This is a genomic window from Paenibacillus mendelii (assembly GCF_024498075.1).
Lineage (GTDB): Bacteria > Bacillota > Bacilli > Paenibacillales > Paenibacillaceae > Paenibacillus_Z > Paenibacillus_Z mendelii.
This window is the reverse complement of the sequence record NZ_JANHOF010000001.1, coordinates 929,174-941,763: the sequence shown is the minus strand read 5'-3', so window position 1 is coordinate 941,763 and position 12,590 is coordinate 929,174. Positions and strand designations below refer to the sequence as shown.

Sequence of the window (12,590 nt, the reverse complement as noted above, 5' to 3'; positions counted from 1 at the left end):
TCGGCGCATATCCGGGTCACGGCTGCAGTAGGGAGGAACAAGTTTGAACACAGCAAAAATCAAAACCGTTGTCGAAGAAGCGGTGCGACCTTTTCTCGACAGCAATGGATTTGAACTGGTTGACGTCGAATACGTCAAGGAAGGCAGCAATTTCTTCCTGCGCGTGTTCGTTGACAAAGATGGCGGCATCGATATCGACGAATGCGGCCGAATCAGTGAATTTTTGAGTGAAAAGCTAGATGAGAACGATCCGATTACGGATGCCTATTTTCTCGAGGTCTCGTCGCCGGGCGCCGAGCGGCCGCTTAAAAAACCGCAAGACGTGGAGAAAGCCGTGGGCAAGCATGTCTATGTGACCACTTACGAGCCCATCGACAAGAGCAAAGAATTCGAAGGCAAACTGATTTCATTCGACGGTGAAAACATGGTCATTGAAGTCGGGAAGAAAACACATACGATTCCTTATACCAAAGCAGCAAGCGCCCGTCTGGCTATCGTTTTCTAAAACGGAGATGCCCATTGACGCTTCCGCCTTTGCAGTGAGGAAATGATTCGAAAGGGGGAACTCATTCCGATGAGCATGGATTTTATTGAAGCACTATCGGAGATTGAAAGAGAGAAGGGCATCACTAAGGATGTGCTGCTAGAGGCCATCGAAGCTGCACTGATCTCGAGTTATAAGCGTAATTTTAACACCGCCCAGAACGTTAGGGTCGACATCAACCGTCATACCGGGGTTATTAAAGTGTATGCCCGCAAGACCGTAGTTGATGAAGTATTTGATCCGAGGCTGGAAATTTCCGTTGAAGCTTCGAGAGAAATTAACCCGCATTATCAGCTTGATGACGTAGCTGAAATCGAAGTAACGCCACGCGACTTTGGCCGGATCGCCGCTCAAACGGCGAAGCAGGTCGTAACGCAGCGGATACGCGAGGCGGAACGCGGACTTATATACAACGCCTTTATCGATAAAGAAGAAGATATCGTTAACGGAATCGTACAGCGTCAGGATGTGCGAAATTTATTCATCGATCTCGGCAAGGTCGAAGCGGTTATGCCGCTTACAGAACTGATGCCGACGGATAAATTCAAGCACGGGGACCGCGTGAAATCGTTCATTACGAAAGTAGAGAACACGACGAAGGGTCCGCAAATTTTTCTCTCGCGTACACATCCTGGCTTGCTCAAGCGCTTGTTCGAGCTTGAAGTTCCGGAGATTTACGACGGAGTAGTTGAAATTCGCTCCGTTGCCCGTGAAGCGGGCTTCCGCTCCAAAATTGCGGTGCATTCGCGCAATGAGGAAGTGGATCCGGTTGGTTCCTGCGTCGGCCAAAAAGGGATGCGGGTACAAACCATCGTTACCGAGCTTAAGGGTGAAAAGATAGATATCGTCCGTTGGTCGGAGAATGTTGAGGAATATGTCGCCAATGCGCTGAGTCCATCCAAAGTACTCGAGGTTATCGTGTACGAACAGGAGAAGATGGCCCGCGTAATCGTTCCGGATTACCAGCTGTCGCTCGCGATCGGGATCAAGGGGCAGAATGCGCGGCTAGCGGCTAAGCTAACAGGTTGGAAGATCGACATCAAGAGTGAAGCGCAAGCGGAACAAGAATACGGCCGGCCTAAGTCGCCGATGAGCGCTATGCATCAGGACTCCGTCTCCATCGACTAGCGGCGTCAAGCTAGAGCCGTAGCTTACGAAGCGAAGCTGGCTTCGATAAGTTTTGAAGGAGGGATGAATGGTGAGACCAAGAAAAATACCTTTGCGCAAATGCGTAGCATGTCAGCAAATGATGCCCAAGAAGCAACTTATTCGTATCGTACGTACGCCCGAGGAAGCGATCCTCATCGACTTAACAGGCAAGAAAGCAGGCCGCGGCGCTTATCTCTGCGGGAAAGTGGAATGCTTTAAACTGGCTAAGAAGACGAAGGCGCTGGACCGGGCACTCAAACAACCAGTGGGTGCGGAAATTTACGACCAGCTCGAACAGGACTTTATCGAAGTTGAAGATACGTTCATCGCGAATAAGGACCGGAATGATGACGATGAATAAATCTTTGTCTTTGCTTGGTATGGCGATGCGCGCCGGTAAGCTTGTAACGGGAGACGAGACGGTGTTGAAAGCGGTACGGCAGGGAAAAGCAAAGCTTGTCATAATAGCCGGAGACGCATCGGACAATACGAAGAAGAAGTATCGGGACAAATGCGGGACATACGGCGTGAAGGTGGTCGAAGCGCTTGATCGGGCAGTTCTCGGTCACGCCATCGGTAAAGCGGAGAGGGTGCTTATCGCCGTAACGGACGCAGGGTTTTCGTCAAGTATACAACGGAGCTTAAGCCAATCTTCGGAGGTGGAGTATATTGACTAAACAACAAGACAATAGCAAGGACAATAAAGATAAATTGCGTGTCTATGAGTATGCGAAATCGCTCAATATGAGCAGTAAAGAAATCATTACGATTTTGAAACGTCTTAATCTTCCGGTTAACAATCATATGAGCGTGATGGAGAATGAGATGGTACACAAAGTCGAAGGATTCTTCCGTGACATTAAAGCGAGCGCAGCCGCTAAGCGTGCACAAGAGAACGTGACCGTATCTACATCTGCGCCAACGACGAATCGTCCATCCAACCAACAGGACCGCAAACCGGCTCAGCAGGGCGGAGCCAAGCCACAACCTAGCAATGACGCTGCTGCGCAAGAAAGCGGAGCACGTTCGGTACCACAAGCAAGTCCGCAAGGTCAACCACAGGCGCAAGCCCATGATAACAAAAATACAAACCAGGATCGACAGGGGAATATGAACATAACTAAATCGAATACGCCATCCAATAATCAATCATCCGCGCAGCAAAGCGGACAGCAGCGTCAAGGCCAAAGTGGCCAATCCGGAAGTCAATCCGGACAACGCAGTCAAAACCAAGGCGGACAACGTCCAAGCCAAGGCAGTCAAGGGGGACAGCGTCCAGCCGGTCAAGGCGGACAGCGTCCAGGAGGTCAGGGCGGTCAACGTCCAGCCGGTCAAGGTCAAGGCGGCGGACAACGTCCGAGCGGCCAAGGTAGTCAAGGCGGCCAGCGTCCAGGAGGCCAAGGCGGCCAGGGCGGTCAACGCCCAGCCGGTCAAGGAGCTTCACAGAACCGTCCTGGCGGCGGTGCGCGTCCATCGGATCAGAACCGCGGAGCGCAAGGCCGCACCTTCGATACCCGTCCAACGACAGGTGGAGAAGACGCATCGAAGTCGAACAAGAAGACGAAGCCTGCGGGCAAACGCTTTGATGATGCAAGAGTCAGCAACTACAAAGGCAATAACCGCGGAGGTAAGAACAATCGCGGCAGAGGCGGCCAGCAGCAGGAACGCCGCGAAAAAATCGATAACACGCCTAAGAAAATTATCGTTCGCGGTGAAATGACCGTCGGCGACTTGGCGAAACTTCTTCATAAAGATGCTTCCGAAGTTATTAAGAAGCTGATCTTCCTGGGCGTTATGGCGACCATTAACCAAGAGGTCGATCTCGATACCGTCCAGCTGATCGCATCCGAATACGGTGTTGAAGTCGAAGTGAAAATACCGGTAGAGGAAGATCAGTTCGAGACGATTGAAGAGAAAGACGTAGAAGAAGATCTCATGACACGTCCGCCAGTTGTTACGATCATGGGTCACGTTGACCACGGTAAAACAACGCTGCTTGATGCGATCCGCCACACTAGCGTTACAACCGGAGAAGCAGGCGGAATTACGCAGCACATCGGTGCGTATCAAGCTGAGATCAACAACAAGAAAATTACGTTCCTGGATACGCCTGGTCACGAAGCGTTCACGCTCATGCGCGCACGCGGTGCTCAAGTAACGGACATTACGATTATCGTTGTCGCAGCCGATGACGGCGTCATGCCGCAAACGGTCGAAGCCATCAACCATGCGAAGGCGGCTGGTGTGCCGATTATCGTAGCTGTGAACAAGATCGATAAACCGGACGCTAATCCGGATAAGATTAAACAAGAGCTGACTGAATATGAACTCGTTCCGGAAGAGTGGGGCGGAGACACAATTTTCGTCAATGTATCTGCGAAGCAGCGCATGGGACTGGAAGAACTGCTTGAGATGATTCTGCTGGTTGCGGAAGTCAATGATTACAAAGCGAATCCGGACAAACGGGCACGCGGTACAGTCATTGAAGCCGAGCTGGATAAAGGCAAAGGCCCTGTTGCCCGTATTCTGGTACAGCACGGAACGCTCAAGGTCGGTGACGCATTCGTCGCAGGTAACTGCTTCGGCCGCGTACGGGCCATGGTCAACGATAAAGGCCGCCGCCTCAAAGAAGCGGGACCTAGTACGCCGATCGAGATTACCGGCTTGACGGAAGTGCCTCTTGCAGGCGATCCCTTCCTCGTGTTCGAAGACGAACGCAAAGCGCGTGCAATTGCAGACCGTCGTGCCATTAAACATCGTCAATCCGAGCTCGGCGCGAATTCGCGCGTTACGCTGGATGACTTGTATAAGCATATTAAAGAAGGCGAAATTAAAGACTTGTACGTCATTATTAAAGCAGACGTTCAAGGTACCTCCGAGGCGCTCAAGGGATCTCTTGCTAAGATCGACATCGAAGGCGTGCGCGTGAAGATTATTCACAGCGGCGTAGGCGCGATTACGGAATCCGATATCAACTTGGCATCGGCATCCAATGCGATCGTCATCGGCTTTAATGTTCGTCCAGAGCCGCAGGCGCTGGCAACGGCAGAGCAGGAGAAAGTTGATATTCGTCAGCACAATATTATTTACAACGTGATCGACGAAATTGAGCATGCTATGAAGGGGATGCTGGATCCGGTATTTAAAGAGGTCGTTATTGGCCAAGCCGAAGTCCGGAATATCTTCAAAGTCAGCAAGGTGGGAACGATCGCAGGCTGTATGGTCACTTCGGGAAAAATCACCCGTTCGGCAAAAGCCCGCTTGATCCGCGGCGGAATTGTCGTATTCGAAGGGGAAATCGAATCACTGAAACGCTTCAAGGACGATGCCAAGGATGTAGCTCAAGGCTACGAGTGCGGTATTACGCTTGATCGTTACAATGATATGAGAGAAGGAGACACGATCGAAGCCTTCGTTATGGAGAAAGTAGAGAGGTGATAACCCTATGGCGAAAATTCGCGTAGGACGTGTCGGTGAACAAATTAAGAAAGAACTAAGCCAAATTATTCAAACGGAATTGAAGGATCCCCGCATCGGTTTTATTACCGTTACGGGGGTCGAGGTTACGGGCGATCTATCGCAAGCGAAGGTGTACCTAAGTGTGCTTGGCAGTGATGAACAGAAAGAGGCCACGCTTAAGGCACTCGGAAGCGGTAGCGGATTTATCCGCTCCGAGCTTGGCAAGCGAATTCGTTTCCGTCATATCCCGGAGCTAATCTTTAAATTCGACAGCAGCATCGAGTATGGCAGCCGAATTGAAACGATCCTCGAGCAAATCAATAACGGGAGCAAGAGCCAATGACGGTAGGACACACGCCTCCAGTTTCTTATAAAAAGAAGCTGGAGGCTGCATTGGCATTCATGCGTGATGGCGATCAATATCTCGTCGTTTCGCATGTTCAGCCAGACGGTGATGCGATCAGCTCCACTGTGGTTATGGCTTGGATGCTTCATCAGCTGGGCAAGCGAACGGTTCTCATTAACGAGGGAGCCGTTCCTTCTCGTCTGGCTTATATGGAGACCGCGTCTTCTATTATAAATTATAGCGAGGAGACCGCGAGCCAGACCTTTGACCGGATCATAGCAGTGGATTGTGCGGATTTTCGACGTATTGGACTTGTATCTCAGTGGTTTGCGGAAGACGCTCAGCTGCTGAATATCGATCATCATCCAACGAATGATGCCTTTGGTACGTCCAATCTCATTCGGACCGACGCGGCAGCGACGGTGGAGATTCTATATGATTTAATCGAGTATGCCGGATTAGAGCTGGATCTGGAAGCAGCGACAGCGGTATATACCGGCCTATTGACCGATACTGGCGGATTCCGGTACTCGAATACAACACCTCGGGTGATGCATATTGCCTCGACGATGTTGACATTAGGCGTATCCGGGCATGAATTGGCCGATCATCTGCTCGAGCGCATGACGAAGGCGCAATTGTTGCTCCTTCAGCGCGGGCTAAACCGGTTGTCTTTCTCAGATGATAACCGAATCGCCTGGTTGTATGTCCCATATTCCGACATGCTGGACACCGGTGCGACCGGAGAGGATCTGGAAGGGCTCGTTAATTATGCGCGCAATGTTGAAGGGGTCGAGGTTGGCCTTCTATTCAAGGAGACGGAGAATGGCCAGGTGAAAGTTAGCTTGCGTTCTTCGGGCATGGCCGATGTTGCTGCCATTGCGCAGTCTTTCGGCGGCGGCGGTCACGTTCGTGCCGCAGGCTGCCGTATGGACGGGCCGATAGCAGATGCAATCACCCGGGTTGTTGACGCGGCAAGAGAGGCGCTGAAGGAATGATGGACGGCATTTTGGCGGTTTGGAAGCCGGCAGGGTGGACGTCACATGACGTCGTAGCCAAGGTTAGAAGAATTGTCCGGGTCAAACGGATCGGTCACACGGGAACGCTTGACCCTCAAGTGACGGGTGTTCTGCCGCTTTGTATCGGCCGTTCGACAAGAGTCGTTGAATACGTCCAGGAACGTCCCAAAGCGTACGAGGCCGTGCTGCAGCTTGGCATTGCAACCGACACGGAGGATATGACCGGAACCGTCATAGAAGAATTAACCGAGGTACATGTTACCGAGGCCGACATTCGTCTTGTACTCGAATCCTTCGTCGGGGAGATCGAGCAAGTTCCGCCTATGTATTCGGCTGTACGTGTCGATGGCAAGCGGCTCTATGAGCTGGCTCGAGAAGGCCAGGTTATCGAACGAAAGTCGCGCAAGGTTACCATTCACGAGCTTAAGCTGCTTAGCATGGAACTGGACAAGCCGCACCCCCAGATCCGATTTTCTGTCGTATGCTCCAAGGGCACTTATATACGCACACTGTGCGTCGATATTGGACAAGCGCTTGGTCTGCCGGCGACGATGGCGGAGCTGGTGAGGACGATGTCGGGCGGTTTTAAGAAGGAGCATTGCTTAACGCTGGAACAAATCGAGGAGCTTCACGCTTCCGGGGACCTGGAGGCGCGTCTGCTGCCTGCAGAGACGGCTGTGGATCATTTCCCCAGAGGGAATGTTAATCACGAGACTGCGAAGCATGCGTATCAGGGGAAAACCATTTCCATGGATTGTGTTGATATGGTGCAAACGATCGATGAAGAAGGCCTAGTCCGATTATTTACGGAGGATGGCAGGTTCCTAGGGTTATTCGAACTCGATACAGCGAGCGACTCGTTAAAGCCGGTGAAGGTGTTTACACCTACCGAAATATAGTGAAGACCATAAAGCAGGTGTGAGAACTGTGGAAATCATTACAATTAAATACCCGCTGCAAGGACAGGATTCGAATGGTTCGATTCGACCTAAGACGTTAGCGATCGGGCACTTCGACGGGGTCCATAGGGGGCATCAGAGTGTCATCAAGCAAGCGGTGGAAAGTGCGCGTGCTGAAGGGCTGGACGCTGCCGTCATGACGTTTCATCCTCATCCCAAGGAAGTTCTCGGTCGAGGCAGCCAATATGTGACCTGCCTGACTCCGCTTGAGGACAAGATCGAGCGTTTTCGCCGCCTGGGGGTTGATGTCGTTTATGTCGTCACATTCGACCTTACGTTTGCCTCCGTGTCTCCTGCAGCTTTCGTCGATGAGATGCTTCGTCCCCTGCATGTTAAACGTGCGGTAGTCGGATTCGATTTTTCATTTGGAGCCAAAGGGGCAGGCAGGGCGGAAACGTTACGCGAGCTTGGTCATCCGGACATGTTGGTGGACATCATCGAGCCTCTGATGATGAACGGAGATAAGGTGAGCAGCACTCTTGTTCGCGAGGCGCTTGCAGAGGGTCGGCCGGAAGCGGCGGAGGTACTGCTGGGAGCCCCTTTTTCCTTACGGGGTAAAGTTGTTCCAGGCGAAGGCAGAGGTCGTAAGATCGGGTTTCCAACCGCGAACATACAGCTTGCTGGGGCGTATGTTACCCCAAAACTGGGCGTGTACGCCGTAATGGTCGAGCTGAGCAGCGGGGAGAGATACTCCGGTGTATTGAATGTTGGTGTCAAGCCGACCTTTCATGACTCGTTGCCCATGCCCGTTATGGAAGTTCATCTGTTCGATTATGAGGGAGACCTGTACGGGGCGATGATTCGGATCAGCTTCATCACGTTTCTCCGTTCGGAGAAGAAGTTCGCATCCGTTCAGGAGCTCATTGAGCAGATCGGTGCGGATGCGGCCAGAGCCCGTTCTGTGCTTTCGGCATTTAAATAATTGAACCGCATTTACTTATTAGCGTTCCATGTGCTATACTACTAGACGTTGCGTAGGTGATGTGTTTTCTTTCATGCACTTCATGGCATACGCACTTCGAACCTTTGCTTGGCATGCTCGATCTCACCGACGGCTTGCGAGGCAATTGGCGATTATGATAAAGGAGGTGAACAAGGATGGCACTTACACAAGAGCGTAAACATCAACTGATTGATGAGCACAAGACGCATGCGAACGATACCGGATCACCGGAAGTTCAAATCGCTATCCTGACGCAAAACATCGTCAATTTGACAGATCATCTTCGGGAGCACAAGAAAGATCACCACTCCCGCCGCGGTCTACTCAAAATGGTCGGTCAGCGCCGGAAGCTGCTCGCTTACCTGAAAAACAAAGACGTACGACGTTATAGCGCATTGATCGAGAAACTCGGCCTACGCCGATAAGATGCGGTGATAAGAGCAACCCGGTTGTTCAGCTGTCCGGAATTACCGGATATGGCTGCACTGGGTTGCTTTTGTAACGCTAAGGGACGTTTATGTTTAACGAAGGTATGCATAACCGTGAAACATGAAAAGCTACATATAATGACGAATGAATGCGATCATGTTAGAGAGAGGCCTCATGGTGAGGCGGAACTCCGCATATCCAGTTCCTTCTTTCGAACAGCTCCGATCTACAGGAGCTTTTCTTTTATCATCGGAATCAGCAGGAAATACCATGAAAGTTGTCGAATGGAAATCAGAATAATGCTGCACGGTTCGCACTAATAAGGGACCATATGGCGGCGAAGAGGAGGGATTTAAGTGTTGCATCGTGTAGAAATGACGCTTGGCGGACGTCCGCTTATTTTGGAAACGGGCCGTCTAGCCAAACAAGCCAATGCGGCAGTTACGGTACGCTACGGTGAAACGGTCATCCTATGTACAGTAACGGCGTCCAATGAACCGAAAAACTTGGACTTTTTCCCGTTGACTGTGAATTATGAAGAGCGCTTGTATGCGGTCGGCAAAATTCCAGGGGGCTTCATCAAGAGAGAAGGCCGTCCAAGCGAGAAAGCCATTCTGGCGAGCCGCCTGACGGACCGTCCAATCCGGCCTTTGTTTCCCGAAGGGTTCCGTAATGAAGTTCAGGTCGCTAATATCGTCATGAGTGTTGACCAAGATTGCCCGCCGGAAATCGCGGCCATGATCGGTACTTCAGCGGCTCTATCGATCTCGGATGTTCCATTCAACGGTCCAATCGGAGGTATCATCATCGGTCGGATCGACGGGAAGTTCATTATCAACCCGACTGTTGAAGAAGAAGCAAAGACAGATATCTTTGTAACTATCGCGGGAACGAAAGACGCGATTATGATGGTGGAAGCAGAAGCAAACGAAGTTTCCGAAGACGTCATGCTTGAAGCGATCATGTACGGACATGATGAGATCAAGAAGATCGTCACGGTGATTGAAGAGCTTCAGCAGCTTGCGGGCAAACCAAAAATGGAAGTCAAGCTCCATGCGGTCAACGAGCAGGTGGACAAGCAAGTTCGCGAGTTTGCAGCGGCTCGTCTGGTCGAAGCTGTACGCATCCATGAGAAGCATGCGCGTCAAGATGCTATCGACGCTACGAACGCAGACACGGTAGCTCACTTCGAAGTGGAGTATGCGGAGACGCCTGAACTGCTTGGCGACGTCAAAGAAGCACTCTATGACATTGTGAAAGAAGAAGTACGTCGTTTGATCACGCATGATAAAGTGCGTCCAGACGGTCGAGGATTGAGTGAAATCCGTCCGATCGAATGCGATGTAGCTCTGCTGCCGCGTACCCATGGATCCGGTCTCTTTACACGTGGACAGACGCAAGCGCTGAGCATTTGTACACTTGGCGCGCTCGGTGATGTTCAGATTCTGGACGGCATCGATCTGGAAGAAACCAAACGGTTTATGCACCATTACAATTTCCCGCCATTCAGCGTTGGTGAAGCAAGACCGCTTCGTCCGCCAGGACGCCGCGAGATTGGTCATGGCGCGCTTGGTGAGCGTGCGCTCGCCAAAGTCATTCCGTCCGAAGCGGAATTCCCGTACACGATTCGTCTCGTTTCCGAAGTATTGGAATCGAACGGCTCAACGAGCCAAGCCAGTATCTGTGCCAGTACGCTGGCGATGATGGATGCGGGCGTGCCGATTAAGGCACCGGTAGCCGGCGTAGCGATGGGTCTAATCAAAGATGGCGACCACGTTTCGGTTCTATCCGATATTCAAGGGATGGAAGACCATCTGGGCGATATGGACTTCAAAGTGGCGGGTACGGCTGAGGGCGTAACTGCGATCCAAATGGATATCAAAATCGACGGAATCAGCCGTGAAATTTTAGGTGAAGCGCTGGAGCAGGCACGTGAAGGCCGCATGCACATCCTCGGTAAAATGATGGAAGTGATGCAGACGCCGCGAGCGACTTTATCGCAATATGCGCCTAAGATCATCATCATGCAGATCAACCCTGACAAAATCCGCGACGTAATCGGCGCAGGGGGCAAGATCATCAACAAAATTATCGAAGAGACCGGTGTCAAAATCGATATTGAGCAGGATGGCAAAGTGTTCATCGCTTCCTCCAATCAAGAAGCGAACGAGCGCGCCAAGCAAATTATCGAAGGCATTGTTCGTGAGGTTATGGTGGGCGAGGTTTACCTCGGAACGGTCAAACGGATCGAGAAGTTCGGCGCATTCGTTGAAATCCTGCCAAACAAAGACGGGCTTGTCCATATTTCGCAAGTTTCCACTGAGCGGGTGGCCAAAATCGAGGATGTCCTCAAAATTGGCGATCAAATAACAGTGAAAGTTACCGAAATTGATCAACAAGGCCGCATCAACCTGTCACGTAAAGCCGTTCTGGCGGTACAAGAGCCAGCACAATCATAGAACGAAACGCGCACATCAGCTCCCGATAGGGTAAGTAGAAAGAGCCAGATTTCATCTGTCTCTTTTTGTTTTGCCTTTCTGCCTTTCTGCATGCCATGGCGAAGATAGCACCCATTCAATCAGTTTTCTTTTATGAAGGGCGAATAATCCAGCCCCGAAATGCGAACGCTCAACTTCGAAGACCTTAGATGAGGTTATCTCTCATATTGTTGGCCGAGCCATAATATGATGAGAAGGAGAAGGGTGGGACGAAGCGATGAGACTGAAGAAGGTGATTGCGATGGTAGCAATCATGGGCGCGCTGCTTCTTGCCGTTCGGTTGAACGGCGATCTATCGGGCTATGTTGATGTTATGAAATCAGGCAGGACCATGGACACTTTCAGCGCTTCTTTATTATCCGGGAACGAAGATCAGGCTTTGCGATTGCGGATTGAGGAAGAGGCCGCGAAGCGGCGAATTGCTCCGATAGATGCCCGGGTGGACCGGGTATGGAAGGCCATCCCCGGTTATAACGGGCTAGAGGTTGATGTGAACAAGACCTATATGCACATGCGAAAAGCATCGCCTCAAGCACCGATTCAGTATGTTTTCAATGAGATCAAACCGAAGATTGGACTGGATGATCTCGGTACGGAGCCGATCTACAAAGGGAATCCTGAGAAGCCGATGGTAGCATTAATGATTAACGTCGCATGGGGGAATGAATTTTTGGAGCCCATGCTCAAAACACTTAAGCAAGAGAACGTGAAAGCGACATTCTTCTTCGACGGTTCATGGCTGAAGAAGAATGCCGACGCTGCTCGTGTCATTCAGTCCTATGGGCATGAACTATCCAACCATGCCTATTCTCATCCAGATATGAGCAAGCTTGACCGCACCTCGCAGTATAATCAAATTGCGAAGACGGAAGCGCTCCTGAAATCGACTCTCGGCGTATCAAACCGTTTCTTCGCGCCACCTTCCGGTGACTTCAATCGAATGACGGTGGAGGTAGCAGCGGAGCAAGGTTTAAAAACGGTGCTATGGACGCTGGATACCGTCGATTGGATGCACCCGTCTCCAGATTCGATCGTCCGTAAGATAAGTACCCGCGTCGAGCCGGGCTCTCTCATTCTCATGCATCCGACCGATTCCGCTAGCGGGGCCTTGCTTGGAATGATTAAAGCAATCAAACAAAAAGGCTTGGTGCTGGGTACCGTCAGCGAAACCTTATCGTCCGACCGGGTGAGGCTAGTTGAGGCGGGGCTGTAATTTTGTTATAGTGTTATCATTGATTTTCAGC

The 12,590-nt window shown here is 51.3% G+C and carries 12 protein-coding genes; all 12 read left to right on the top strand.

Annotation, left to right across the window (positions count from 1 at the left end; genetic code table 11):
- Window positions 1-43 precede the first annotated feature (43 nt).
- The 12 genes from rimP (at window position 44) to NNL21_RS04015 (ending at window position 12,559) form a co-directional block, all read left to right on the top strand.
- Window positions 44-505 carry a ribosome maturation factor RimP gene (rimP, locus tag NNL21_RS04075; RefSeq protein WP_204816149.1) on the top strand — a complete coding sequence of 154 codons (462 nt, stop codon included), beginning with the start codon at window positions 44-46 and terminating at the stop codon, window positions 503-505.
- A gap of 69 nt (window positions 506-574) precedes the next feature.
- Window positions 575-1,672: a transcription termination factor NusA gene (gene nusA / locus NNL21_RS04070; RefSeq protein ID WP_204816148.1), complete on the top strand. Its 1,098-nt coding sequence runs from the start codon at window positions 575-577 to the stop codon at window positions 1,670-1,672.
- Window positions 1,673-1,742: 70 nt separating this feature from the next.
- Window positions 1,743-2,054 carry an RNase P modulator RnpM gene (gene rnpM, locus NNL21_RS04065; protein WP_309145311.1) on the top strand — a complete coding sequence of 104 codons (312 nt, stop codon included), beginning with the start codon at window positions 1,743-1,745 and terminating at the stop codon, window positions 2,052-2,054.
- Entirely contained in the window at window positions 2,047-2,370 is a 324-nt protein-coding gene (locus NNL21_RS04060) for a L7Ae/L30e/S12e/Gadd45 family ribosomal protein (protein WP_204816146.1), read from the top strand. The genes rnpM and NNL21_RS04060 overlap by 8 nt, the downstream gene beginning before the upstream one ends.
- Window positions 2,363-5,131 carry a translation initiation factor IF-2 gene (infB, locus tag NNL21_RS04050; RefSeq protein ID WP_204816145.1) on the top strand — a complete coding sequence of 923 codons (2,769 nt, stop codon included), beginning with the start codon at window positions 2,363-2,365 and terminating at the stop codon, window positions 5,129-5,131. Before NNL21_RS04060 ends, infB begins: the two co-directional genes overlap by 8 nt.
- A 7-nt stretch (window positions 5,132-5,138) precedes the next feature.
- Window positions 5,139-5,495 (top strand): 30S ribosome-binding factor RbfA, encoded by a 357-nt coding sequence (gene rbfA, locus NNL21_RS04045; RefSeq protein ID WP_204816144.1) that lies wholly within the window; start codon window positions 5,139-5,141, stop codon window positions 5,493-5,495.
- A complete protein-coding gene (locus tag NNL21_RS04040; protein ID WP_204816143.1) occupies window positions 5,492-6,496 on the top strand; it encodes a DHH family phosphoesterase in 1,005 nt (334 codons plus the stop codon). Before rbfA ends, NNL21_RS04040 begins: the two co-directional genes overlap by 4 nt.
- The gene (gene truB / locus NNL21_RS04035) at window positions 6,496-7,416 is read left to right on the top strand and encodes a tRNA pseudouridine(55) synthase TruB (RefSeq protein WP_204816762.1); all 921 of its coding nucleotides are present in this window, start codon (window positions 6,496-6,498) and stop codon (window positions 7,414-7,416) included. The genes NNL21_RS04040 and truB overlap by 1 nt, the downstream gene beginning before the upstream one ends.
- Window positions 7,417-7,444: 28 nt before the next feature.
- On the top strand, window positions 7,445-8,398 hold the full coding sequence (locus NNL21_RS04030) for a bifunctional riboflavin kinase/FAD synthetase (RefSeq protein ID WP_204816142.1): 954 nt from the start codon (window positions 7,445-7,447) through the stop codon (window positions 8,396-8,398).
- Window positions 8,399-8,574: 176 nt separating this feature from the next.
- On the top strand, window positions 8,575-8,844 hold the full coding sequence (gene rpsO, locus NNL21_RS04025) for a 30S ribosomal protein S15 (RefSeq protein ID WP_204816141.1): 270 nt from the start codon (window positions 8,575-8,577) through the stop codon (window positions 8,842-8,844).
- 360 nt (window positions 8,845-9,204) lie between these two features.
- On the top strand, window positions 9,205-11,307 hold the full coding sequence (gene pnp, locus NNL21_RS04020; protein WP_204816140.1) for a polyribonucleotide nucleotidyltransferase: 2,103 nt from the start codon (window positions 9,205-9,207) through the stop codon (window positions 11,305-11,307).
- A 256-nt stretch (window positions 11,308-11,563) separates the two neighbouring features.
- Window positions 11,564-12,559, top strand: coding sequence for a polysaccharide deacetylase family protein (locus NNL21_RS04015; protein ID WP_204816139.1), 996 nt, complete (start codon window positions 11,564-11,566; stop codon window positions 12,557-12,559).
- The last annotated feature ends 31 nt before the right edge of the window (window positions 12,560-12,590 follow it).